This window comes from Paraburkholderia caffeinitolerans (assembly GCF_902859945.1).
Classification (GTDB): Bacteria; Pseudomonadota; Gammaproteobacteria; order Burkholderiales; family Burkholderiaceae; genus Paraburkholderia; species Paraburkholderia caffeinitolerans.
The window spans coordinates 175,835-199,065 of record NZ_CADIKL010000012.1; the positions used below are offsets into that span (position 1 = coordinate 175,835).

At 63.3% G+C, this 23,231-nt stretch carries 17 protein-coding genes; 7 read left to right on the forward strand and 10 right to left on the reverse strand.

All coding sequences use genetic code 11. The features are described from left to right. Window positions 1-18 precede the first annotated feature (18 nt). Together HV773_RS14850 and HV773_RS14855 are read right to left on the reverse strand one after the other, a co-directional pair. The gene (locus HV773_RS14850) at window positions 19-1,455 is read right to left on the reverse strand and encodes a lactate utilization protein B (protein WP_129561786.1); all 1,437 of its coding nucleotides are present in this window, start codon (window positions 1,453-1,455) and stop codon (window positions 19-21) included. A 104-nt stretch (window positions 1,456-1,559) separates the two neighbouring features. Continuing rightward, window positions 1,560-2,282, reverse strand: a complete 723-nt coding sequence (locus HV773_RS14855; RefSeq protein WP_129561785.1) for a (Fe-S)-binding protein — start codon at window positions 2,280-2,282, stop codon at window positions 1,560-1,562. A 235-nt stretch (window positions 2,283-2,517) separates the two neighbouring features. Here HV773_RS14855 and HV773_RS14860 point away from each other — a divergent pair, with 235 nt between their 5' ends. Beyond that, window positions 2,518-3,321, forward strand: coding sequence for an IclR family transcriptional regulator (locus HV773_RS14860; RefSeq protein ID WP_035531082.1), 804 nt, complete (start codon window positions 2,518-2,520; stop codon window positions 3,319-3,321). 94 nt (window positions 3,322-3,415) lie between these two features. Here HV773_RS14860 and HV773_RS14865 read toward each other — a convergent pair whose 3' ends face one another. The 3 genes from HV773_RS14865 to pbpG form a co-directional block, all read right to left on the reverse strand. Continuing rightward, window positions 3,416-3,940 carry a helix-turn-helix transcriptional regulator gene (locus HV773_RS14865; RefSeq protein ID WP_129561784.1) on the reverse strand — a complete coding sequence of 175 codons (525 nt, stop codon included), beginning with the start codon at window positions 3,938-3,940 and terminating at the stop codon, window positions 3,416-3,418. A gap of 3 nt (window positions 3,941-3,943) precedes the next feature. After that, a complete protein-coding gene (locus HV773_RS36870; RefSeq protein ID WP_129561783.1) occupies window positions 3,944-4,231 on the reverse strand; it encodes a hypothetical protein in 288 nt (95 codons plus the stop codon). Window positions 4,232-4,475: 244 nt separating this feature from the next. Then, window positions 4,476-5,663, reverse strand: a complete 1,188-nt coding sequence (pbpG, locus tag HV773_RS14870; protein WP_129561782.1) for a D-alanyl-D-alanine endopeptidase — start codon at window positions 5,661-5,663, stop codon at window positions 4,476-4,478. Between the two features lie 122 nt (window positions 5,664-5,785). Here pbpG and HV773_RS14875 point away from each other — a divergent pair, with 122 nt between their 5' ends. Both HV773_RS14875 and HV773_RS14880 read left to right on the forward strand, forming a co-directional pair. Then, complete coding sequence (locus tag HV773_RS14875) at window positions 5,786-5,998, forward strand: hypothetical protein (protein ID WP_175195315.1); 213 nt, start codon at window positions 5,786-5,788, stop codon at window positions 5,996-5,998. A 404-nt stretch (window positions 5,999-6,402) separates the two neighbouring features. Then, window positions 6,403-6,978: a phasin family protein gene (locus HV773_RS14880; protein ID WP_129561781.1), complete on the forward strand. Its 576-nt coding sequence runs from the start codon at window positions 6,403-6,405 to the stop codon at window positions 6,976-6,978. Between the two features lie 216 nt (window positions 6,979-7,194). Here the strand turns inward: HV773_RS14880 and lpdA are convergent, their stop codons facing one another. From lpdA to aceE, 3 genes are all read right to left on the reverse strand, one after another. Further along, the gene (gene lpdA / locus HV773_RS14885; protein ID WP_129561780.1) at window positions 7,195-8,964 is read right to left on the reverse strand and encodes a dihydrolipoyl dehydrogenase; all 1,770 of its coding nucleotides are present in this window, start codon (window positions 8,962-8,964) and stop codon (window positions 7,195-7,197) included. A 101-nt stretch (window positions 8,965-9,065) separates the two neighbouring features. Then, on the reverse strand, window positions 9,066-10,703 hold the full coding sequence (gene aceF / locus HV773_RS14890) for a dihydrolipoyllysine-residue acetyltransferase (protein ID WP_175195316.1): 1,638 nt from the start codon (window positions 10,701-10,703) through the stop codon (window positions 9,066-9,068). A gap of 80 nt (window positions 10,704-10,783) precedes the next feature. Further along, window positions 10,784-13,480, reverse strand: coding sequence for a pyruvate dehydrogenase (acetyl-transferring), homodimeric type (aceE, locus tag HV773_RS14895; protein WP_129561778.1), 2,697 nt, complete (start codon window positions 13,478-13,480; stop codon window positions 10,784-10,786). Window positions 13,481-13,776: 296 nt separating this feature from the next. Here aceE and fixL point away from each other — a divergent pair, with 296 nt between their 5' ends. The 4 genes from fixL (at window position 13,777) to HV773_RS14915 (ending at window position 20,508) form a co-directional block, all read left to right on the forward strand. Then, window positions 13,777-16,305 (forward strand): oxygen sensor histidine kinase FixL, encoded by a 2,529-nt coding sequence (gene fixL, locus HV773_RS14900; protein ID WP_129561777.1) that lies wholly within the window; start codon window positions 13,777-13,779, stop codon window positions 16,303-16,305. After that, window positions 16,302-16,952 carry an oxygen response regulator transcription factor FixJ gene (gene fixJ, locus HV773_RS14905; protein ID WP_129561776.1) on the forward strand — a complete coding sequence of 217 codons (651 nt, stop codon included), beginning with the start codon at window positions 16,302-16,304 and terminating at the stop codon, window positions 16,950-16,952. The genes fixL and fixJ overlap by 4 nt, the downstream gene beginning before the upstream one ends. A 298-nt stretch (window positions 16,953-17,250) precedes the next feature. Beyond that, window positions 17,251-18,105 carry a bifunctional methylenetetrahydrofolate dehydrogenase/methenyltetrahydrofolate cyclohydrolase FolD gene (gene folD / locus HV773_RS14910; protein WP_129561775.1) on the forward strand — a complete coding sequence of 285 codons (855 nt, stop codon included), beginning with the start codon at window positions 17,251-17,253 and terminating at the stop codon, window positions 18,103-18,105. 303 nt (window positions 18,106-18,408) lie between these two features. After that, window positions 18,409-20,508 carry a M3 family metallopeptidase gene (locus HV773_RS14915; RefSeq protein WP_129561774.1) on the forward strand — a complete coding sequence of 700 codons (2,100 nt, stop codon included), beginning with the start codon at window positions 18,409-18,411 and terminating at the stop codon, window positions 20,506-20,508. An 89-nt stretch (window positions 20,509-20,597) separates the two neighbouring features. Here the strand turns inward: HV773_RS14915 and HV773_RS14920 are convergent, their stop codons facing one another. Next, entirely contained in the window at window positions 20,598-21,884 is a 1,287-nt protein-coding gene (locus HV773_RS14920) for an amidohydrolase family protein (protein WP_129561773.1), read from the reverse strand. Window positions 21,885-21,964: 80 nt separating this feature from the next. Next, entirely contained in the window at window positions 21,965-23,122 is a 1,158-nt protein-coding gene (gene dinB / locus HV773_RS14925; RefSeq protein WP_129561772.1) for a DNA polymerase IV, read from the reverse strand. Between the last annotated feature and the right edge of the window lie 109 nt (window positions 23,123-23,231).

A 23,231-nucleotide genomic window follows, 5' to 3' on the forward strand; every position in this document is an offset into this window, starting at 1 on the left:
GCCGATGGAGTAGCTTCGTCACGCCTTCCGTATGCGCCCGGTCGCATCCAGATGCGTGTGCCGCGCGGCGTAGAGTTCGCGGAACGTACGCCCAACCGGAGCCGGCAGGTCGCGCCCGTCGGTCCAGCCGCGCGCGAACGGCATTTTGCGAATGAGCTGCGACTGGCCGCCCATGCGCTCCAGCACGCGCACACCGAGCTTCGCGAGCAGCGCATAAGCGCCGGGATGCATGGCGAACCAGCCCCACACGGCCAGTGCCGCGCGTTCGCGCCACGGACGCAGGCGCCGCTCGGTCTGCTTCTCGCGCAGCTTGCGCAGCAGGTCCGACAGCGGGATGCCCACCGGGCAAACGCTGTTGCACTCGCCGCAAAGCGTGGCAGCCTGCGGCAGATCTAGCGCCTTTTCGATGCCCACATAGCTCGGCGTAAGCACCGACCCCATCGGGCCCGGATAGACCCAGCCATAAGCGTGGCCGCCCACCTTCTGATAAACCGGGCAATGGTTCATGCAGGCGCCGCAACGGATACAGCGCAGCATTTCCTGGAACTCGCCGCCGATGAGGCCTGTGCGTCCGCCATCGACGAGCACGACATACATATGCTCGGGACCGTCCTGGTCGTCCGCCCCGCGTGGGCCCGTGAGAACGGAAAAGTAATTCGACGTGGCCTGTCCCGTGGCCGAGCGCGGCAGCAGGCGCATTGCGGTGGCAAGGTCTTCGAGCGTCGGCAAGACTTTTTCGATGCCGGTGACCGCCACATGCACGCGCGGCATGACGGTGCACATGCCTTCATTGCCCTCGTTCGTCACGAGCACGACTGAGCCCGTCTCCGCAATGAGGAAGTTGCCGCCCGTCACGCCCATGTCCGCAGAAAGGAAGTGGGGGCGCAGCATCTCGCGCGCCTCGCGCGTCATGTCGGGAATTTCCGTGAGACGCGGCTTGTGATGCGTCTTCGCGAACAGGTCAGCGATCTCGTCCTTGTCCTTGTGGACGACGGGCGCAATGATGTGGCTCGGCGGCTCGTTATTGTTGATCTGCAGGATGTATTCGCCGAGGTCCGTTTCGATGGATTGCACCCCCATCTCCGCGAGCACCGTGTTGAGCTGCATTTCCTCGGAGACCATCGACTTCGTCTTGATGACCTTGCGCACCTCGTGCTTGCGCGCGATTTCGGCGACGAGCTTCGCCGCGTCGCGCGACGTCTCGGCGAACAGAACCGTTACGCCGCGCCGGGTCGCCTCGGCCTCGAACTGCTCGATCCAGACGTCGAGATTCTCCAGCGCACGATTGCGGCGCTCCTTGAGCGCCGCGCGCGTGGCCGGAAAGTCGATCGCCGTGATTGCCTCCGCACGCGCGGAAACGAACTTGGTCGAGAGCTTCTTGAGGTTCTGCTGCAGACGCTGATCGGCCAGCTTCTGGCCGGCGCGCGCCTTGAATTGCATCGATTGAACTTGCATGGCGTGGAGTCGGGCGTAAGTGCGTTCGTGTGCGGTCGGATTCAGACGGGTTCCCCGGGCCTCATGAGTCTTGATGCCAAGAGGTCTCGCTGGCGAGCGGCCTCTCAGACGTCGCCGGCAAGCACCTGGGCGATGTGCAAAACCCGAGTACTGGCGTCGCCGGTGCGGCGCAAGCGCCCTTCAATGTTCAGCATGCAGCCGAGATCGCCGAGCACCACGGCCCCCGCTCCGCTCGCCTGCACGTTCATGCATTTTTCGTCCACGATGGCCGTGGAGATCGCGCCGTACTTGACCGCAAAGGTGCCGCCGAAACCGCAGCAATGCTCGCAGTCCTTCATCTCCTGCACCGCCACGCCGCGCTGCGCGAGCAACGCGCGCGGCTGCGCCTTCACGCCCAGTTCGCGCAAGCCCGAACACGAGTCGTGGTACGTCACCGGCCCGCGGAATTCACCCTCGGGCAGCGTGACTTTCGCGACATTCACGAGGAAATCCGTCAATTCGTAGACGCGCTCGCGCAGCTTGCCGTAGCGCGCCATCAACTCGGGGTCGTCGCGAAAGAGATCGCCGTAATGCGCGCGAATCATCCCGCCACATGAACCCGACGGAATCACCACATAGTCGTATTGCTCGAATTCGCGCAGCGTCTTTTCCGCGAGATCGCGCGCGAGCGGCCGCTCGCCCGAGTTGTAGGCCGGTTGCCCACAGCAGGTTTGCGCGGGCGGGACGTCCACCTCATAGCCGGCCTCCTCGATCAACTTGAGCGCCGAAAAACCGATTTCGGGACGCATGGTGTCGACAAGACAGGTGACGAACAAACCGACTCGCATGGGGACTCCTCGTGAAAACCGTCCCCGATTATCCGACGTTTCGCCGCTGCCACCAACGCCGGACTGCGCCAGGATCGACTGCCCGGCTCGTTCGGAATATGCGTGAACACGGTCGCAATGCAGGCGCGCCATCCCGCCAAACGCTGTCTTTTTTCACAATACGAGATACAATGATCGTTTCCGTGCCGAGTTTCTTATACTCGCCATACGAATTCGCTCCCTGGAATCTGCCCCCATGACCGACACCAATCCGGATCCGAAGACCTCGATTCAGGTGATCGAGCGCATGATGCGCCTCCTCGACGCGCTCGCCGCGCACACCGACCCAGTCAGCCTGAAGGATCTCGCGCAACGCACCGAACTGCATCCGTCCACCGCGCACCGCATTCTCAACGACATGGTGAGCTGCCGGCTTGTCGACCGTTCGGACCCCGGCACGTACCGGCTCGGCATGCGGCTGCTGGAGCTAGGCAATCTCGTAAAGGCGCGCCTCTCGGTACGCGACGCCGCGCTCACGCCCATGCGCGAACTGCATCGTCTCACTGGCCAGACCGTGAACCTTTCGGTGCGCCAGGGCGACGAGATCGTTTATATCGAGCGCGCCTATTCCGAGCGCTCAGGCATGCAGGTAGTGCGGGCAATCGGCGGCCGCGCGCCGCTGCACCTCACTTCCGTTGGCAAACTCTTTCTTGCCGCTGACGAAGCGAATCGCGTTCGCGCCTATGCCACGCGCACCGGTCTTTCGGGTCACACGCGCAACAGCATCACCGACCTTGGCCGGCTGGAGCGTGAACTCGCCCACGTGCGCCAGCAATCCTGCGCACGCGACAACGAGGAGCTGGAACTGGGTGTGCGCTGCATTGCAGCGGGCATTTACGACGACACTGGCAAGCTCGTGGCCGGACTTTCGCTTTCAGCGCCCGCCGACCGTCTCCAGGACTCGTGGCTTGGACAACTGAGCAAGACGGCGCTCCTGATTTCCGAATCACTCGGTTACCACCCGGAGCCGGCCGAAGGCAGCGTACAGACTGCGGCCTGAGTGATAAGGTCACGTTTGCGCGAACCCGCTTCACGCAAACGCATTAAAGCTCACAAAGCGCCGGCACGTCCGGCGCTTCTCTTTTTCTGGCTGCTCAATCAACGAGTTCGGCCAGTTGGCGCTTGATGCGGGTGTCGATTTCTCGCGCCTCTTTCACCAGATTGACCTGCTTCGCGGTACTTGCCGTCTCCAGCAGCGCGGGGTCGATGCTGTAACCCTCACGGCCGCTCAACCACGCAAGGACGTCGCCAAGATGCCAGAGCGACGGACTGCCCTCATGCACGGGCTGAGGAAAATCGACTGCGTGCGTGAGCATCAGCTTGCGCATGTTTTGACGCGACATGCCTGCCATGTCGGCAACGTCGGTCAAGCCGACGAGATCGGGCGCGGCCTCCACGAGACGCGCTGTGGGTGCCGCCTGCTTCACGTTCTGCAACGCCGAGTAGATGGCCGACCACGCGCTCTCGCTCTCGCGCGCGAATGCCAGCGCAATGCGGCCGGGTTGCCCAACGCCGATCGTGGCGTCGTCGCAACCCGCTTGCGCCAGCCGTTCCACGAGATCTTCGTGATCGCAATCGCCGGACGCGAGCTGATACTTGAGCGTGAAGACATAGTTCATAAGCTACTCCTGCTGTATGGCATTCGATCGCTGGGGCGACGCGCTCACGCGTTGCGCCGAGCAATTGTCGACCACGCGCCTCAACAACCAGGCATGGTTGCCAACGTTTCGCGGCGTGCTCCAGATACTCGTAATACAGAACTCTCCGCACCGGCAGTCTGCCTGGTTAAACGGGCAGTACATCCTGCCCCACGCGTGGCCATTGCCTTTAGCTGGTTTAACTAACCAACCTTTCGCTTCGGCATAGGCCAGCGCGGCCTCGACTTCTTTCTTTGGATGCGATCGTCTCATTGACAAGCTCAGTGTATGGGTCGCGCGCCATAGTTGTCAATTGACAACCATCAAATCTGAAGCGACCAGATTGCGCTGGCCAACCGGACAGCGCGTTTCGAACCACTGAAATTTTGCTGAGAACACCAATCGCCCGACAGCTGGCCTCATGGCGTAGGAAGCCGCTTCCGCTGGTCCAAAAGCAAACGCCCCGCATTGCGGGGCGTTCGTTCTGGCGAAACCGGAAACGGCGTAGCGGCGCGAATCAGGTACCCGAGCCCCCCGCATCCGCACTCGTGATGTGCGGCTGCTGGTCGGCGCCGCCGTTGTCGATCCACGTGCGCACACGAGTCGCGTCGGCGAAACGCGAATACTTGCCGCTCGAATCGAGCAGCACCATGATGACCGGACGGCCATGGACCGTCGTTTGCATCACGAGGCACTCACCTGCTTCGTTGATGAAGCCGGTCTTCTGCAGGCCGATGTCCCACGACGGATTGCGGATGAGCGCATTCGTGCTGTTGTACGCAAGATTGCGCTTGCCCGTGTACACGTCATAGCTGCGGTCGGTCGAGAACTGGCGAATGAGCGGATACTGGTAAGCCGCATTGACCATCTTCACGAGATCGCGCGCAGTCGAAACGTTGTGGCTCGACAGCCCCGTGGAATTCTCGAAGTGCGTGTCGGTCATGCCGAGTTGCTTGGCCTTCGCATTCATTGCGGCGATGAAAGCCGGCCGGCCGCCCGGGTAGTAGCGCGAGAGCGCCGCAGCCGCGCGGTTTTCCGACGCCATCAGCGCGATATGCAGCATGTCTTCGCGCGAGAGCACCGAACCCACCGAGAGGCGCGAGCCGGTGTTCTTTTCGTAATCGCGATCTTCGTCGGTGACTTCAATCGACTCGGTGAGCGGCGCCTTCGAATCGAGCACGACCATCGCGGTCATGAGCTTGGAGATCGAGGCGATCGGCACCACGGCATGCGAATTCTTGTCGAAGAGCGGTTCCAGCGAATTCTGGTCCACCACGTAGGCCACGCCCGAACGCAGCGCCAGCGAATCGGGCGTTTCATGGAGACCGAACGCCTGACCCACGGTCGGCTGGCGCGGCTCGAACGCCACGCGGCGCACCGCCGTGTGATGGCGTCCGTTCATGGTGTAGCTGACGCGGCGCTTCTTCACGGCCGGACGCGCATCGTCGTCCTGCGCAGCGGCAACGCTGGTCGCGCCCGCCTTTTTGACGACCTTCGCAGGCGCGCTGGCTGTGCCCTTCTTGCTGGTTTTGGTTGTCTTCTTTGCCTTGGCCGTCGGGGCCGCAGCGGTGTTCTGCGACGCAGCAAAAGCGCCCTCGGGCACTACGAGCGTTGCACTGATGACCACGGAGACAGCCACCGACAGCGCGGTACTGACAACCGATGCGGGCACCAGCTTGAACGACAGGAGCTTGTCGGATTTCATTGGTGTTCTGGATGAAGCGGCGGGATCGTTCGCCAAGTGTAGTAAAACCACGAAAAATTCGCAAATTGAAGCACTTATGGCCACTCGTTAAACCGAAGTCTGACTTCCAATTGAGATGACCAATGCGCTTCGAACATTCGATGGAGAAAGACAATCGCCCGGGCAACCCCACCCTGCTGCGCCTTGCGCCGACAACATCTTTTGTTGCCTACACATTGACGGCACGCGCTATGCAAACTTTATGTGGGAGTAATACCGAGGACGACTCTCTGACGCCGGTGCCGCCGAATCGCGCGACGCGCGTTCGACAGCAATGGATCTTTAACGTTCCATGAAGGAATTTGGTGGACGCGCGAAGCGCAATCCCGCACCGACCTTCGATGAATCATACGGCGCACGCCATTTCCGGCGCATACCGTCATCCTCAATCTTGCCAGATCGAGCGTGCATGTGCTTGACCTTGTCGGCCAAAGCCTCGCCGCACGTAGGTTTCGGACGCTATGCCGCAGCCCGTCAAGGCCGATGAATATGACCCCATGCCCGGCGCATAAGTAGTTGTTTAACAATAGTTTAATGTAATTGTGCAACGCACCAAAAGTTCTTGACATTCGCCTCCAGCGACCTAAAATCGAGATTAATGCTGCGACGCACCAAAGCGCCGGGCAGATTCCCCCAAGAGTCTTGCCACTTACTTCAGGCGACCCACGAACGAGGTCGCCAAACACCCAGGAGCGTAAACATGAGTCTGCTGACCCCTGAGCAATTCGCCGCTGCCCAGAAAGCCAACCTCGAAACGCTGTTCGGCCTCACCGGCAAGGCATTCGAAGGCGTGGAAAAGCTCGTCGAATTGAACCTTCAGGCCGTTCGCTCGAATATCGCCGAATCGCAGGAACACGCACAACGCGCGCTGTCGGCAAAAGATGCGCAAGAGTTCTTCGCTGTGCAATCGAGCTTCGCTCAACCGCTCGCCGAAAAGCTGCTCTCGTACGGCCGTCACGTGTACGAAATCGCTTCGGCTACGCAAGCCGAATTCGCAAAGGTCGCTGAAGCGCACCTCGAAGAGCAGAACCGCAAGGTCCAGTCGCTCGTCGACAATGTCGCCAAGAACGCACCGGCCGGCTCGGAAACCGCGGTTGCGGTGATCAAGTCGGCGATCAACGCTGCGAACACGACCTACGAAACGGTCCACAAGGCCACCAAGCAAGCCGTTGAATTGGCAGAAAGCAATTTCAACGCCGCTTCCGCAGCAGCCAGCAAGGCCGCCGCACAAGCTTCGCGCTCGGCTGCCGCCGCTGCGCCCAAGAAGCCGGCCTGAGCGTCACGCATCGGTCTGGGCGCGCTGCAAGTCGTGTAAGCCGCGCCCTGTGCCGGACCCGACGCTCCGGTCCGGTATGCCGTTTGCCCGGTCGCTGGAAGGCCGGGAATTTTTTTGGCTTCAGCGTCTCTCGCAGCCAGACACGGCAACCTTGGCGACCAAATAAAAAAGGCGCACTCCTCGCGGAGTGCGCCTTTTTTCATGCTCGCAGCAAACTTACTTCTTCTTTTGCGGCGGCAGGTCCGTGCAAACGCCTTCATACAGTTCGGCAGCCATGCCCACCGACTCGCCCAGCGTCGGGTGCGGGTGGATGGTCTTGCCGATGTCGGTCGCGTCCGCGCCCATTTCCACCGCCAGGCAGACTTCGCTGATGAGGTCGCCCGCGTTCAGGCCGACGATGCCGCCACCGATCACGCGATGCGTCTCTTCGTCGAAAATCAGCTTGGTGAAGCCCTCGTCGCGGCCGTTGGCGATCGCGCGGCCCGAAGCGGCCCACGGGAACACTGCCTTGCCGTACTTGATGCCTTCGGCCTTGCACTGCTCTTCCGTCTTGCCGGCCCAAGCCACTTCCGGATCGGTGTAGGCCACCGACGGAATCTGCATGGCGTCGAAGTACGCCTTCTCGCCGTGCGCCGCTTCCGCTGCCACGTGGCCTTCATGCACGGCCTTGTGCGCGAGCATCGGCTGACCGACGATGTCGCCGATCGCGAAGATGTGCGGCACGTTGGTGCGCTGCTGCTTGTCGACTTCGATGAAGCCGCGATCCGTCACCGCGATGCCAGCCTTGTCCGCGCCGATCTTCTTGCCGTTGGGCGAGCGGCCCACGGCGACCAGCACGAGGTCGTAACGCTGCGGCTCGGCGGGTGCCTTCTCGCCCTCGAACGTGACGTAGATGCCGTCGGCCTTCGCCTCGGCATTCGTCGTCTTGGTCTTGAGCATGACATTCGCGAAGCGCTTCGCGTTGTACTTCTCCCAGACCTTCACGAGATCGCGGTCGGCGCCGGCCATCAGGCCGTCGAGCATTTCCACGACGTCGATCTGCGAGCCGAGCGTCGCGTAGACGGTCGCCATTTCGAGGCCGATGATGCCGCCGCCGATCACCAGCATCTTCTGCGGGATCTGGCGCAGTTCGAGCGCACCGGTCGAATCGACCACGCGCGGATCTTCAGGAATGAACGGCAGCTTCACAGCCTGCGAACCCGCGGCGATGATCGCCTGCTTGAACTTGACGATCTTCTTGCCGCCCTCGCCCGCCACTTCCATGTGATACGGATCGAGGAAGGTGCCCACGCCGGTCACGACTTCGACCTTGCGCGCCTTCGCCATGCCGGCCAGGCCGCCCGTGAGCTTCTTGACGACGCCCGACTTGAAGTCGCGCAGGCGGTCGAGATCGATCTGCGGCTTGCCGAACGAGATGCCGTGCGATTCGAGCGCGGCAGCTTCGTCGATCACGAGCGCCGTGTGCAGCAGCGCCTTCGACGGGATGCAGCCGACGTTCAGACACACGCCGCCGAGCGTCGAATAACGCTCGACGAGCACGGTCTTCATGCCGAGGTCGGCCGAGCGGAACGCTGCCGAATAGCCGCCAGGGCCAGCGCCGAGCACGAGCATGTCGCATTCGACGTCTGCGCTACCGCCAAAGCTGCCGGCTTGCGGTGCCGCGGTTTTCGAAACTTCGGCTACCTTCGGAGCCTCAGCGGCCTTGGGCGCTTCGGCCTTCGGTGCTGCAGCCGGTGCGGCAGCAGCAGCCGACACTTCGACGATCGCAACCACGGTGCCTTGCGACGCCTTGTCGCCAGCCTTGATCTTCACTTCCTTCACCGTGCCCGCGACATCGCTGGGCACTTCCATCGTGGCCTTGTCCGACTCAAGCGAGAGCAGCGTCTGCTCTTTCTCGATTACATCGCCGACCTTGATGTTGACTTCGATGACGTCGATGTCCTTGAAGTCGCCGATATCCGGCACTTTCACTTCGACGAGACTCATGGTGTCCCCTATTGGAACGACCGGCCGCGCCCGCCGCGCGTCGCACGCACGAGAACCCTGTGCGCGCGACGCGGTGGCGTTAGCCGGTCAATGAAGCGGTTTTACAGAATCACGCGGCGGAAGTCGCCGAGGATCGCGCCAAGGTACGCATTGAAGCGCGCGGCAGCTGCGCCGTCGATCACGCGGTGATCGTACGAGAGCGACAGCGGCAGCGTGAGGCGCGGCACGAACTGCTTGCCGTCCCACACCGGCTTCATCGCGCTCTTCGACAGACCGAGGATCGCCACTTCCGGAGCGTTGATGATCGGCGTGAAGTGCGTGCCACCGATGCCGCCGAGCGACGAGATCGAGAAGCAGCCGCCTTGCATCTGGTCCGGCTTGAGCTTGCCGTCGCGCGCGAGCTTCGAGAGCTCGGCCATTTCCTTGGCGATGTCGACAAGACCCTTCTTGTCCGCGTCGCGAATCACCGGGACGACGAGGCCGTTCGGCGTGTCGGCGGCAAAACCGATGTGGTAGTACTGCTTGAAGACGAGGTTGTCGCCGTCGAGGCTCGCGTTGAACGTCGGGAACTTCTTCAGTGCCGCGACGCAGGCCTTGATGACGAACGCGAGCATCGTGAACTTGACGCCGGCCTTCTCGTTTTCCTTGTTCAACTGCACGCGCAGCGCCTCGAGGTCGGTGATGTCCGCTTCGTCGTTATTCGTGACGTGCGGGATCATGACCCAGTTGCGGTGCAGGTTCGCGCCCGAGATCTTCTTGATGCGCGACAGCGGCTGCGTGTCGATCGGGCCGAACTTCGTGAAGTCGACCTTCGGCCACGGCAGCAGGTTCAGACCCGCGCCGCCGCCAGCAGGCGCTGCTGCTGCAGGAGCTGCGAGCGCACCCGTCATCACACCCTTCACGAACGCCGTGACGTCGTCCTGAGTGATGCGGCCCTTCGGACCCGTGCCCGTAACGCGGCCAACGTCCACGCCCAGAGCGCGTGCGAACGCGCGCACGGACGGCGATGCGTGGCTCGGACGGCGCGAGCCGCCTTCGCCTGCCGGGATGATCGGTGCCTGCGCGAGCGCCGACGGCGCTGCGGGAGCGGCCTTGGCCGGCGCGGCCTGGGGAGCGTCCGACGGCACTTCGACCGGCTTCGCTGCCGGTGCGGCGGCAGGAGCCGCTGCGCCTTCCGCTTCGACCACGACGATTTCCGTGCCTTCCGACACGTTGTCGCCAACCTTGACCAGAATCGCCTTGACGACGCCGGACACCGGGCTCGGCACGTCCATGGTTGCCTTGTCCGACTCGAGCGTGACGAGCGACTGCTCCTTCTCGACGCGGTCGCCGACCTTCACGCCGATCTCGATGACCGGCACATCCTTATAGTCGCCGATGTCGGGGACCTTGACGCTTTGCGCGCCACCGCTCACAGCGGGCGCGGCAGCCGGTGCTGCAGCAGCGGGGGCTGCCGCAGGCGCGGCGGCGGGCGCAGCAGCCGGAGCTGCGGCGGCGCCAGCGCCGTCCAGCACGAGCACCAGCGTGCCTTCCGACACGTTATCGCCCAGCTTGACCTTCACTTCCTTGACCGTGCCCGAAGCCGGGCTCGGCACGTCCATCGTCGCCTTATCCGATTCCAGCGTGATCAGCGACTGCTCTTTTTCGACGGTATCGCCCGCCTTTACCAGCACCTCGATCACAGGAATGTCCTTGTAATCGCCGATGTCCGGCACCTTGACTTCGATCGTTTGACTCATTGTTAGTGTCTCCGGGGCCGCATACGACGCGCCTCCTCGCTTCGAGGAGGCGCACATGCCATGCACAGGGGGATGATGCGTTAGACGGTCATCGGGTTGGGTTTGGACGGGTCGAGCTTGTACTTCGCAATGGCGTCGGCGACGACCTTGCGCTCGATCTTGCCTTCGTCTGCGAGCGCGTTGAGCGCTGCAACCGTCGTCCAGTAACGATCGACTTCGAAGAAGTGACGCAGATTTTCACGCGTGTCCGAACGGCCGAAACCGTCGGTGCCGAGCACCACGAACTTGCGCGGCACCAGGCCACGGATCTGGTCGACGAGTGCACGAACATAGTCGGTCGATGCGATGACCGGACCTTCCGTACCCTTGAGCAGCTTCTCGACGTGCGATTCGCGACGCGGCTCGCTCGGGTGCAGCAAGTTCCAGCGCTCGACTTCGTGGCCCTCGCGAGCGAGTTCCGTGAAGCTCGGCACGCTCCAGAGGTCGGCTTCGACGCCCCAGTCGTTCTTGAGCAGGTCGGCGGCGGCGATCACTTCGTTGAAGATCGTGCCCGCGCCCATCAGCTGAACGCGCGGACCCTTGGTCTTCGCGGCGCCCTTGCGGAACGAATACATGCCCTTGAGGATGTCGGCCGCGACGTTTTCGCCCTGCGGGATCGCCGGATGCTCGTAGTTCTCGTTCATCACGGTGATGTAATAGAACACGTCTTCCTGGTCCTGCACCATGCGGCGCAGGCCGTCCTGCATGATCACGGCGAGTTCGTAGCCGAAGGTCGGGTCGTAGGTGACGCAGTTCGGCACCGATGCTGCCCACAGGAGCGAGTGGCCGTCTTCGTGCTGCAGGCCTTCGCCGTTGAGCGTCGTGCGGCCCGCGGTGCCGCCCAGCAGGAAGCCGCGCGAACGCATGTCGCCCGCCGCCCACACCAGGTCGCCGATACGCTGGAGGCCGAACATCGAGTAGAAGATGTAGAACGGCACCATGATCTCGCCGTGCGTCGAGTACGACGTCGCGGCTGCGATCCAGTCACACATGCCACCGGCTTCGTTGATGCCTTCCTGCAGGATCTGACCGGTCTGCGATTCCTTGTAGAACATCAGCTGGTCAGCATCTTCCGGCACGTACTTCTGGCCGTCCTGATTCCAGATGCCGATCTGGCGGAACAGGCCTTCCATACCGAAGGTACGCGACTCGTCCGGCACGATCGGCACGACGCGCTTGCCGAGCGCCTTGTCCTTCAACAGGATGTTGAGGATACGCACGAACGCCATCGTCGTTGAAATCTCGCGGCCTTCGCCTGTGCCCTTGAGCAGCGGATCGAACGCTTCGAGCGCCGGCACCGGCAGCGATTCCGCCTTCTGGCGGCGCGCGGGCAGGTAGCCGCCGAGGTCCATGCGCTTCTTGCGCATGTACTCGAGTTCCTTCGAGCCTTCCTCGAACTTGATGTACGGCACGTCGACGAGCTGCTCGTCCGTGATCGGCAGACGGAACTGGTCGCGGAACTTCTTGAGCTGGTCCACCTGCATCTTCTTCTGCTGGTGGGTGATGTTCATGGCCTGGCCGGCTTCGCCCATGCCATAGCCCTTGATCGTCTTGGCGAGGATCAGGGTCGGCTGGCCCTTCGCGTTCTGGGCCTGGTGGAATGCCGCGTAGATCTTGTGCGGATCGTGGCCGCCACGGTTCAGGTTCCAGATGTCGTCATCGGACCAGTCGGCAACCAGCGCCTTCAGTTCAGGCGTGTTGAAGAAGTGCTCGCGCACGTAGGCGCCCGACTCCGACTTGTACGTCTGGTACTCGCCGTCGACGACTTCCATCATGCGGCGCATCAGTGCGCCCGACTTGTCGCGCTGGAACAACGCGTCCCAGCGGCTGCCCCAGATGACCTTGACGACGTTCCAGCCGGCACCGCGGAACTCGCTTTCAAGTTCCTGGATGATCTTGCCGTTGCCGCGCACAGGGCCGTCGAGACGCTGCAGGTTGCAGTTGATGACGAACACGAGGTTGTCCAGACGCTCGCGGCCGGCCATGCCGATCGCGCCGAGCGATTCCGGCTCGTCCGTTTCGCCGTCGCCGAGGAAGGCCCAGACCTTGCGGCCTTCGGTCTTCGCCATGCCGCGCGCTTGCATGTACTTCATGAAGCGTGCCTGGTAGATCGCCATGATCGGGCCGAGGCCCATCGAGACGGTCGGGAACTGCCAGAAGTCCGGCATCAGCCACGGGTGCGGGTACGACGAGATGCCCTGGCCGCCCACTTCCTGGCGGAAGTTGTCGAGCTGGTTCTCGGACAGACGGCCGAGCAGGAACGCGCGCGAGTAGACGCCCGGCGACGAGTGGCCCTGCACGAACACGAGGTCGCCACCATGTTCCGGCGACGGAGCGCGCCAGAAGTGGTTGTAGCCGACGTCATAGAGCGTCGCGGCCGAAGCGAACGAGGCAATGTGACCGCCGACGTTCGTGTCCTTGCCCGCGCGCAGCACCATGGCGATGGCGTTCCAGCGCGTGTACGAGCGGATGCGGTGTTCGATGTCCTGGTCGCCGGGGTTCTTGGCCTGATTGGCGACGGGAATCGTGTTGATGTACGGCGTGTTGGCCGAGAACGGCAGATGTTCGCCATGCACGCGGGCGAATTCGATCTGCTTCTCGATCAGGTAGTGAGCGCGGTCGGGACCAATGGCAGAAATGACGCCGTCCAGCGCCTCCAGCCATTCGGCGGTTTCCTGAGGATCTTCGTCCTTTTCGGTGGCAATGTATTTCAGGACTTCGTCGGGTACAGCGGACATACTCGTCTCCTGGATGTAGGGGAACGCTGTTGATCGGACTATGCGGATGACGACCCTTGCGACGTGACGGGGCCGACCGCATCAGCATTGCGGGCGATTGTAATTACCGCATCTCGCTTCGCGCAAGCGATTTTTCGAATAGCGAGATTCAGTTTTATAATATGAAAAATTGCTGCGGCGCACGCTGAATCGTTCGTGCCCTTTCACCGATATCGGCCAGTTCGAACCCGTTTATCGGCGAATTGCCGTTTTTTTCACGGCGTTTCGAACTCTTACGCTGAGCTACAATCCTTGCCATGTTGACCGAACGGCTTTTCGCACGCTCGGCGCGGCCGCCCGGTTCGCCCGGCGAGTCCTCGCCGTCCCGCTGGCACCACGGACCCTGGTGGTCGAATTCCTATTTGCTGACGCCGCTCCTGTCGATCCTCGTCTTCCTGATCGTCATGAGCCTGATCTTGTGGAGCCTGAACCGCCGCGAGCAGCAACAGCAGGAAGACACGCTCTATCGCAACGTCGCTTGGGCACAACAGCAGATCCGCCTCTCCATGACAGGCGCGCAGGAGCAATTGCAGGCGCTCCAGCGCGACCTGGTTGCCGGCCACAACGACCCGCAGTACTTCCAGACGTCCACCACGGACATCATGCAGGGTCACCCCGAGATCCTCTACCTGAACTGGTACACGAGCCAGCAGGAGCCGCGCTGGCCCAATACCGCCATGCCGGTGTTCGGCCAGCGCCTGGCCAAGCCCAACGACGCGCAGATGGACGAGGCCGTGAAGGCCGCCTTCGACGAAGCCCGTTCGACGCGCCGTCAGGTCTACTCGCCGCTCATCTACGACGACGTGGGCAACGGCTACATCACGTTGCAGACGCCTGTCTACCGCGACCGCGAGTTCCTCGGTTCGGTGGCGGCCGTGTTCTCGGTCGAAGGGATCCTCAAGCACGACATTCCTCCTGAGCTGTCCGCCAAGTACAAGATCTCGATCATCGACGCGAACAACCGCGAGCTCGCCACCACCTCGACGCGCCCGCGCCTGCCGCGCGACGTTTACTACGACCTGCCGCTCGACCCGCCGGGCCAGGGCGTCTCCGTGCGCGTGTACTCGTACCCGCAGATGACCAACTTCACGAACAATACGCTCGTGTGGCTGGTTGCGGGTCTTTCGTGCTTCGTCCTGTGGAGCCTCTGGAGTCTCTGGAAGCATACGCGCCAGCGCTTCGAAGCGCAGCAGGCTTTGTACGCGGAAGCGTTCTTCCGGCGCGCGATGGAAAATTCGGTGCTGATCGGCATGCGCGTGCTCGACATGCACGGGCGCATCACGCACGTGAACCCGGCCTTTTGCCGCATGACCGGCTGGGACGAAAGCGACCTCGTGGGCAAGCACGCGCCGTTCCCCTACTGGCCGCGCGACGCTTACCCTGAAATGCAGCGCCAGCTCGACATGACGCTGCGCGGCAAAGCGCCTTCCTCGGGCTTCGAATTGCGCGTGCGCCGCAAGGACGGCTCGCAGTTCCACGCGCGCCTCTATGTCTCGCCGCTCATCGACAGTTCGGGCCGCCAGACCGGCTGGATGTCGTCGATGACCGACATCACCGAGCCCAAGCGCGCACGTGAGGAACTCGCCGCCGCGCACGAGCGCTTCACCACGGTGCTGGAGAGCCTCGACGCCGCCGTCTCGGTGCTCGCCGCCGACGAAGCCGAACTACTGTTTGCAAACCGCTACTACCGTCACCTGTTCGGCATCCGTCCTGACGGGCATCTGGAACTGGCCGGCGGCGGCGGCTTCGATTCGGCCGCGGCGTCGTCCGATTCGATCGACATGGTGGACGCCTACGCCGGCCTGCCCGCCACCGCGCTCACCGAAAGCGCCGCCGACGCTCAGGAAGTCTACGTCGAGAGCATCCAGAAGTGGTTCGAGGTGCGGCGCCAGTACATCCAGTGGGTGGACGGCCACCTCGCGCAGATGCAGATCGCGACCGACATCACCACGCGCAAGCAGGCCCAGGAACTGGCCCGCCAGCAGGACGAAAAGCTGCAGTTCACGAGCCGCCTCATGACGATGGGCGAAATGGCCTCGTCGCTCGCGCACGAACTGAATCAGCCGCTCGCCGCCATCAACAACTATGCCTCGGGCACCGTCGCGCTCGTGAAGTCGGGACGCGCCGCACCCGACAACCTCTTGCCCGTGCTCGAAAAGACCGCGCAGCAGGCAGTGCGCGCGGGCATGATCATCAAGCGCATCCGCGAGTTCGTGAAGCGCAGCGAGCCCAAGCGCCAGGCCACGCGCGTGGCCGATATCGTCGCCGACGCCGTGGGGCTCGCCGAAATCGAGGCGCGCAAGCGCCGCATCCGCATCGTGACCGACATGCGCTCGCGCATGCCCGTGATCTACGTCGATCCGGTGCTCATCGAGCAGGTGCTCGTCAATCTTCTGAAGAACGCCGCCGAAGCCATGGCGGAGGCGCATCCGAATTTGGCCAATGCGGCCGTGGACCCGGTGATCCGCGTGATCGTGAAGCGCGATGGCGGCAACGTCTGCATCAGCGTGGTCGACCAGGGCCCGGGCGTCGACGAGGCCACCGCCGAGCGTCTCTTCGAACCTTTCTACAGCACCAAGTCCGATGGCATGGGCATGGGGCTGAATATCTGCCGTTCGATCATCGAATCGCATCGCGGGCGTCTTTGGGTGGTCAACAACGTCGAAGCGGACGGCCACATCAGCGGCGCCACATTCCATTGCAGTCTGCCCATCGGCGAAACGGACCGTTCCTCGCGCGACGGATCGGACGAGCCGACCACACAAACCGTTACGGGAGAGCCATGAACAGCCCAGTCACCACTCAGGAAACCGTCTTTGTTGTCGACGACGATGAAGCCGTACGAGACTCCCTGCGCTGGCTGCTCGAAGCGAATGGCTACCGCGTGCAGTGCTTCACGAGCGCGGAAGAGTTCCTCGATGCGTACCAGCCGGCGCAGCAAGCCGGACAAATCGCCTGCCTGATTCTGGACGTGCGCATGCAGGGCATGAGCGGACTCGAGCTGCAAGAGCGCCTGATCGCCGAAAACGCCTCGTTGCCGATCATCTTCGTGACCGGCCACGGCGACGTCCCGATGGCCGTCTCCACCATGAAGAAGGGCGCGATGGACTTCATCGAGAAGCCCTTCGACGAAGCCGAACTGCGCAAGCTCGTCGAGCGCATGCTGGAGAAGGCCCGCAGCGAAAGCACCAACGTGCAGCAGCAGCGTGCCGCGGCCGAGCGCCTCGGCAAGCTCACCGCACGCGAGCACCAGGTGCTCGAGCGCATCATCGCGGGCCGCCTGAACAAGCAGATCGCCGACGATCTGGGCATCAGCATCAAGACCGTCGAAGCGCACCGTGCGAACATCATGGAAAAGCTCAACGTGAACACGGTCGCCGACTTGCTGCGTCTCGCGCTCTCCAACAAGCCGCAACAGGCGCAGCAGCAGTAAAACGCTGCCAAAACAGCGCGCCCGGGAAGGCGCATATCTTGCGCGGCGCATGACGCCGCGTGGCGCCTTCCCTACCACATTCCCACCGCTTCTTCCTGTCTCGTTCGGCCCGTGTTTCGTTTGGCCGCGACAGTTCGCGCGCGCTGCGCGGGTATAATGTCGCCCTTTGCAGCCGGCGCCCGCCTCTCCCTGAGCAAAGACGTCAAGCGGGAATCAAGCGGGTATCAAGCGGGCATCAAGCGACCCGCCGCGCTCCGGCATGCATCCGCGCATTGCCCACACTCGAATTCGACCGACCATGACAGCCACCCTCATCGACGGCCTCGCCCTCTCCAAGAAACTGCGCGCCGACGTCGCCACGCGCGCCGCCGCCCTCACCGCCCGCGGCCATCAGCCTGGCCTCGCGGTCGTGCTGGTCGGCGACAATCCCGCGAGCGAAGTCTATGTGCGCAACAAGGTGAAGGCCTGCGAGGACAACGGCCTCCATTCGTCGTACGACCGCTATGCCGACACGCTCTCCGAAGCCGATCTGCTCAAGCGCATCGACGAACTGAACCGCGATCCCAAGATTCACGGCATTCTCGTGCAGTTGCCGCTGCCCAAGCACATCGACAGCCACAAGGTGATCGAGGCGATCGCGCCGGAAAAAGACGTGGACGGCTTTCACGTCGCCAACGCCGGCGCGCTCATGACCGGCCGTCCGCTGTTCCGCCCCTGCACGCCCTACGGCGTGATGAAGATGTTCGAGGAATACAAGATTCCTCTGGAAGGCGCGAACGCCGTGGTGATCGGCCGCTCGAACATCGTCGGCAAGCCCATGGCGCTGCTGCTGCTCGAAAAGGGCGCTACGGTCACGATCTGCCACAGCAAGACGCGCGATCTCGCGAAGCACACGCGCGAAGCGGACATCGTGGTGGCCGCCGTGGGCAAGCGCAACGTGCTGACCGCCGAGATGATCAAGCCGGGCGCCACCGTGATCGACGTGGGCATGAATCGCGACGACAACGGCAAGCTGTGCGGCGATGTCGATTTCGCGGGCCTAAAGGGCGTAGCCGGCTTCATCACGCCGGTGCCGGGCGGTGTCGGCCCGATGACCATTACGATGCTGCTCGTCAACACGATCGAAGCCGCGGAGCGCGCATCCGGCGTCTAAACACGCGCGGCGCGTGCGGAACAGGCACGGTTGCCAAAGCTTCACTGAACGGCCCTGCGCATTCATGCGCGGGCCGTTTTTTTTCGTGCATGCACTGGCGACGCGCAGAGCGCGGCGCGTCGATTGCGCCGCCTCAGCCTGACTTCTGTTAATTTGCACGGGTGCTCCGATTGGAAAGCGCGCACTGCGCCCCAATACTGGAATATCGGGGCGCGCGAAAGCGCGCGGCGCCCCGGCCCTCCCCGGCTTTGCATCGGCCCATTTCATTGCGAATCAACCGCGACAGAAGGAACAGGACGCATCATGGCAACTACTCCCTCCGATAATCCGCTGCTCGATTTCACCGGCCTGCCGCGCTTTGGCGAGATCCGCCCCGAACACGTAACACCCGCACTGGACGTACTGCTCGCGAATGCGGGCGCCGCAGTCGAGCGCGCTGCCCAACCCATGACGCCCTCGCAGTGGAGCGACGTGGTCGAGCCGCTCGAGCGCGCCACCGAGCCGCTTTCGCGCGCTTGGGGCGTGATCGGTCACCTGAACGCCGTGGCCGACACGCCGGAACTGCGCGCCGTGTACGGCGAAAACCTGCCGCGCGTGACCGAGTTCTGGTCGAGCGTCGGCCAGAATCTCGCGCTCTACGAGAAGTACAAGGCCATCACGAGCCACAATTCGTTCCAGTTGCTTTCAGGCGAGCGCAAGAAGATTCTCGACAACGCGCTGCGCGACTTCCGCCTCTCGGGCGCGGAGTTGCCAGAAGACCAGAAGCCGCGTTTTGCCGAACTGCAGGAGCGCCAGGCATCGCTCGCGAAAGCGTTCTCCGACCACGTGCTCGACGCCACCAACGCCTACGCGTTCTACGCCACCAACGAAAGCGAACTCGCCGGCCTGCCCGACGATGTGATCGCCGCCGCGCGCGAAGCCGCCGAGCGCGAGAACAAGCAAGGCTGGAAGTTCACGCTGCACTTTCCTTCGTATTTTCCGGTGCTGCAGTACTCGGAAAACCGCGCGATGCGCGAGACGATGTATCGCGCCTACATCACGCGCGCATCGGAGCTGGGCGCTCAATACGGCGGCGGCCAGCCCGACTGGGACAACACCGCGATCGTCGACGATCAGCTCAAGCTGCGCGCCGAAGAAGCGAAGATGCTCGGCTACAACAACTTCGCAGAGGTTTCGCTCGCGCCGAAGATGGCCGAGTCGCCGGCGCAGGTCATGAGCTTCCTTGAAGACCTCGCCACGCGCGCGCGCCCGCACGCCGAAAAAGACTGGCAGGAACTGCGCGAATTCGCGGCGAACGAACTCGGCCTCACGCAGATCGAGCCGTGGGACATGGCCTTCGCCGCCGAACGTCTGCGCCAGAAGCGCTACTCGTTCTCGGAGAACGAGGTCAAGCAATACTTCCCCGAAGACTTCGTGCTCAAGGGCCTCTTCAAGGTCACGGAAACACTGTTCGGCGTGCGCATCCGCGACGACAAAACCGCCGTCTGGCATCCGGACGTGCGCTTTTTCCGCGTCGAAAACGCCGACGGCACGCTGATCGCACAGTTCTATCTCGACCTCTACGCGCGCGAAGGCAAACGCGGCGGCGCCTGGATGGACGATGCACGTTCGCGCCGCAAGCTCGAAGGCAATGGCGTGCAAACGCCGGTCGCGTATCTCACCTGCAACTTCTCCGCGCCGGTGGGCGGCCGCCCCGCGTGCTTCACGCATGACGAAGTCATCACGCTGTTCCACGAATTCGGTCACGGCTTGCATCACATGCTCACGCGCGTGGACGAACTCTCGGTCTCGGGCATCAACGGCGTCGAGTGGGACGCGGTCGAGCTGCCCTCGCAGTTCATGGAGAACTTCTGCTGGGAGTGGGACGTCCTCACGGAGATGACCTCGCACGTCGATACGGGCAAGCCGCTGCCGCGCGAACTGTTCGACAAGATGCTCGCCGCGAAGAACTTCCAGAGCGGCCTCGGCACGCTGCGCCAGATAGTGTTCTCGCTGTTCGACATGGCGCTGCACGTGGACTTCGACGCCTCGAAGGGCAAGACCGTGAACGATCTCGCGCGCGAGATCAATGCGCGCTATCACGTCATTGCGCAAGCGCCGTTCTCGCGCTGGCCGAACACCTTCAGCCATATCTTCGCGGGCGGCTACGCTGCCGGCTACTACAGCTACAAGTGGGCCGAAGTGCTTTCCGCCGATGCCTACGCGGCATTCGAAGAAGCGGCGCAGGCCACGAAGTCGAGCGTGCTCGACGCGGCCACGGGCACACGCTATCGCAAGGAGATTCTGGAAGTGGGCGGCAGCCGCCCGGCGATGGAATCGTTCAAGGCGTTCCGCGGACGCGAACCCAACATCGACGCGCTGCTGCGCCATAACGGCATGGAGCAGCCGCCGGCACAGCATTAAACGCACTTCGCGCAGCTTCACGAAAAACCGCGCATCGGATGCATCCCATGCGCGGTTTTTTATCGTCCGCGGTTTGCCTGGAAAATCGCTTACCGGTGCAGCCTGAAGTCGACGCTCGTGGGCCGCCCTTCGAGCGCGAGCGCGACACGTTGCGCGGGTTGGCGGCTCACCACCCTGCCCCGGCTCACCACGGCAAGGCGCGCCGCGCGCAATCGAATCGCCTCGACGGGGTCGCGCGCGTCGAGCACCACGAGATTGGCGGCGCTTCCCGGCGCAATACCATACCCTTCAAGGCCGAGAATCTTCGCGGGATTGACAGTGACCGCGTCGAAGCATGCACGCGACGCCTCCACGCCGGTCATCTGCGCGACGTGCAGCCCCATCTGCGCGACTTCGAGCATGTCGCCCGAGCCGAAGCTGTACCAGGGATCCATCACGCAATCGTGGCCGAATGCGACGTTAATGCCCGCCGCCATCAACTCCGGCACGCGCGTCATGCCGCGCCGCTTTGGATAGGTATCGGAGCGGCCCTGCAGCGTGATGTTGATGAGCGGATTCGCAATGGCCGCCACGCCCGACTCGCGCATGAGCGGGATGAGCTTGCTCACATAGTAGTTGTCCATCGAGTGCATCGAGGTGAGATGCGAGCCCGTCACGCGGCCGTGCAAACCGAGACGATGTGTTTCAGCCGCGAGCGTTTCGATGTGGCGCGAGAGCGGGTCGTCGGACTCGTCGCAATGCATGTCCACGCGCAGGCCTTGCTCCGCCGCGAATTCGCAGAGCAACCTCACAGACTCCGCTCCGTCGGCCATGGTGCGCTCGAAGTGCGGAATGCCGCCCACCACGTCCACGCCCATCGCGATGGCGCGCTTGAGATTGTCGAACGCACCGGGGCTGCGCAACAGGCCGTCCTGCGGAAACGCCACGAGTTGCAAGTCTAGATAGGGCGCCACGCGGCGCTTCACTTCGAGCAGCGCCTCGACGGCGAGCAGCCGCGCATCGCAAACATCCACGTGCGAGCGGATCGCCAGCAGCCCGCGCGCAACGGCCCAATCGCAGTACTGCAGCGCGCGCTCGACGAGCGCCTCCTGCGTGAGCTGCGGCTTGAGCTCGCCCCATAGCGCGATGCCCTCCAGCAGCGTGCCCGACGCATTCACGCGCGGCAGCCCCCAGGACAGCGTGGCATCCATGTGGAAGTGCGCGTCGACGAACGGCGCGCTGACGAGCGCACCGGCCGCGTCGATCTCCTCGGGCGCCTGGGCCGCGAGATGTGGCTCGACGGCTGCGATGCGCCCCGCCTCGATGCCGATATCGACCGTGGGATGCCCGGCCGGATGTGCATGCGCGAGCACGGCGCGGCGAATGATCAGGTCCATGGATGGCTCCTTGCTGGCGTGTTTTTGTGCTGTGCTTTGATGCCGCTTCGATTCCGCCTTGATTCTATCGGAGCATGAATTCACGCCCCGGCTTCGCGGTCGTCGTCTTCGGGATCGTCGTCGAATAATGCGAACTGGCCGCGCAACGCGGGATTGTCCTCTTCGAGGCGCACCCCCGCCCCCAGCAGCCGCACCGCAAGCTTGCGCCGCGCCAGTCCCTTCTCGAGCAAGGCGAGCAGCGTGGGCAGATCGGTGGCATCGGCCACGCATTCGACCGTCGTGCGCTGAAAATTCGCAAAGCGGATCTTCACGAAAAGCTTGCGCACGGCGTGCACGCAGCCCGCGCGCTCGATGCGCACGTCCAGTTGCGCGGCAAGGCGCTTGAGTTCCTCGCTGCACGCTTCGAGCGTGAGCAGATCGTTCACATAGGTCGTCTCGACGCTCACCGACTTGCGCTCCTGATCCGCACGCACGGGCCGCTCGTCGATGCCGCGCGCCAGTTCGTAGAGCCGCTTGCCGAACACACCGAAATGCCTGTGCAGATCGAACAACGACCACGTGCGCAACTGCGTACAGGTGGACAGCCCGAGGCTCTCCAGCTTCGCCGCCGTGACCTTGCCCACGCCATGAATCTTGCGCACGGGCAGCGCCGCAACGAACGCATCGACCTCATGCGGACGCACGACGAAGAGCCCATCGGGCTTGTTCCAGTCGGAAGCGATCTTGGCGACGAACTTGTTGGGCGCGACGCCCGCCGACACCGTCACGCCCACGGCCTCGCGCACGCGCTCGCGAATCTCGTTCGCGATGAGCGTGGCGCTGCCCTTGCAGCGCGTGGTGCGCGAAACGTCGAGATAAGCCTCGTCGAGCGAGAGCGGCTCGACGTCCGCCGTGTAATCGCGATAGATCGCCATGATCTGCCGCGAGGCGATGCGGTACTTTTCCATCGCCGTGGGCAGAATCAGCAGCTCGGGGCACTTGCGCATGGCCAGCGCCGACGACATGGCCGAATGCACGCCAAAGCGGCGCGCCTCGTAATTACAGGTCGCGATCACGCCGCGCTGGTCCGGCCTGCCGCCCACCGCGAGCGGGCGCCCGCGCAACGTGGGGTCGTCGCGCATTTCAACCGATGCATAAAAGCAGTCGCAATCGCAATGGATGATCTTGCGAGCGAAGCTGACAGCCGGCGAGAGGTCGGAAGAAAGCGTGTTCAAAGTACCGATACTGTACAAAAACAAGGGCTATCCATCTAGCTCCACCTGAGCCATGATGGCGGAATGAGCGAAGCCCAGCGTACGCCCGTTGCCGGCCAGGACTATCCGCAAACGTGGAGCCAGTTCGAAGACT

Coding starts and splice junctions, on each gene's coding strand:
- HV773_RS14850 (WP_129561786.1), bottom strand. CDS start 1,455: ATGCAAGTTCAATCGATGCAATTCAAGGCGCGCGCCGGCCAGAAGCTG.
- HV773_RS14855 (WP_129561785.1), bottom strand. CDS start 2,282: ATGCGAGTCGGTTTGTTCGTCACCTGTCTTGTCGACACCATGCGTCCC.
- HV773_RS14860 (WP_035531082.1), top strand. CDS start 2,518: ATGACCGACACCAATCCGGATCCGAAGACCTCGATTCAGGTGATCGAG.
- HV773_RS14865 (WP_129561784.1), bottom strand. CDS start 3,940: ATGAACTATGTCTTCACGCTCAAGTATCAGCTCGCGTCCGGCGATTGC.
- HV773_RS36870 (WP_129561783.1), bottom strand. CDS start 4,231: ATGAGACGATCGCATCCAAAGAAAGAAGTCGAGGCCGCGCTGGCCTAT.
- pbpG (WP_129561782.1), bottom strand. CDS start 5,663: ATGAAATCCGACAAGCTCCTGTCGTTCAAGCTGGTGCCCGCATCGGTT.
- HV773_RS14875 (WP_175195315.1), top strand. CDS start 5,786: ATGCGCTTCGAACATTCGATGGAGAAAGACAATCGCCCGGGCAACCCC.
- HV773_RS14880 (WP_129561781.1), top strand. CDS start 6,403: ATGAGTCTGCTGACCCCTGAGCAATTCGCCGCTGCCCAGAAAGCCAAC.
- lpdA (WP_129561780.1), bottom strand. CDS start 8,964: ATGAGTCTCGTCGAAGTGAAAGTGCCGGATATCGGCGACTTCAAGGAC.
- aceF (WP_175195316.1), bottom strand. CDS start 10,703: ATGAGTCAAACGATCGAAGTCAAGGTGCCGGACATCGGCGATTACAAG.
- aceE (WP_129561778.1), bottom strand. CDS start 13,480: ATGTCCGCTGTACCCGACGAAGTCCTGAAATACATTGCCACCGAAAAG.
- fixL (WP_129561777.1), top strand. CDS start 13,777: ATGTTGACCGAACGGCTTTTCGCACGCTCGGCGCGGCCGCCCGGTTCG.
- fixJ (WP_129561776.1), top strand. CDS start 16,302: ATGAACAGCCCAGTCACCACTCAGGAAACCGTCTTTGTTGTCGACGAC.
- folD (WP_129561775.1), top strand. CDS start 17,251: ATGACAGCCACCCTCATCGACGGCCTCGCCCTCTCCAAGAAACTGCGC.
- HV773_RS14915 (WP_129561774.1), top strand. CDS start 18,409: ATGGCAACTACTCCCTCCGATAATCCGCTGCTCGATTTCACCGGCCTG.
- HV773_RS14920 (WP_129561773.1), bottom strand. CDS start 21,884: ATGGACCTGATCATTCGCCGCGCCGTGCTCGCGCATGCACATCCGGCC.